Here is a 461-nt window from a genome sequence, read left to right as displayed (position 1 = left end):
CCCTGCACGTCGATGGCGGCGTCGTCAAATGCGGGCGGACCGAAGCGGCCACGTGCATCGCGGCTGAAACCGTAGGGCTCGATGGGAATGCCGGCCGGGTTGGTGCCAAGTTTGCCGTCGTTATTCGCGTCATGAAAGACCGACAACGCGTAGCGCCCCGCCGGCAGATCTGCATACACGAAGGTCACGTTGCCGCCCGATACGCTATCGAGCGCGGCAATGTCAGCGCGGACGGCCGAATCGGGCTTCAGCCAACCGGCGGTATCGCGGAACATTGCCGCGCGCACCGCACCTTGGCGCCCTTGTGCGCCCTCCACCACTACAGTCAGCGTCGCGGCGGACGCGCTCGCGGCGAGTGTGGTCGCGAGCAGAGGCAGGGCAATGCGCGGCAGAGAAAACATCGCAGTCATGAGCGTCTCCTGAGTGGCCGGCGATGCGTTGATGGCCGGCGGTCAGGAGGC

At 66.4% G+C, this 461-nt stretch carries 1 protein-coding gene; it reads right to left on the bottom strand.

Annotation, left to right across the window (positions count from 1 at the left end; all coding sequences use genetic code 11):
* Window positions 1-410 (bottom strand): DUF2141 domain-containing protein (locus KDL01_RS47195; RefSeq protein ID WP_212534273.1); only part of this gene is annotated, 410 nt, incomplete at its 3' end.
* Window positions 411-461 lie beyond the last annotated feature (51 nt).

Source organism: Actinospica durhamensis (genome assembly GCF_018139695.1).
GTDB lineage: Bacteria > Actinomycetota > Actinomycetes > Streptomycetales > Catenulisporaceae > Actinospica > Actinospica durhamensis.
Note: the sequence above shows the minus strand (reverse complement) of the source record. Positions and strands in the feature narration are given on the sequence as shown.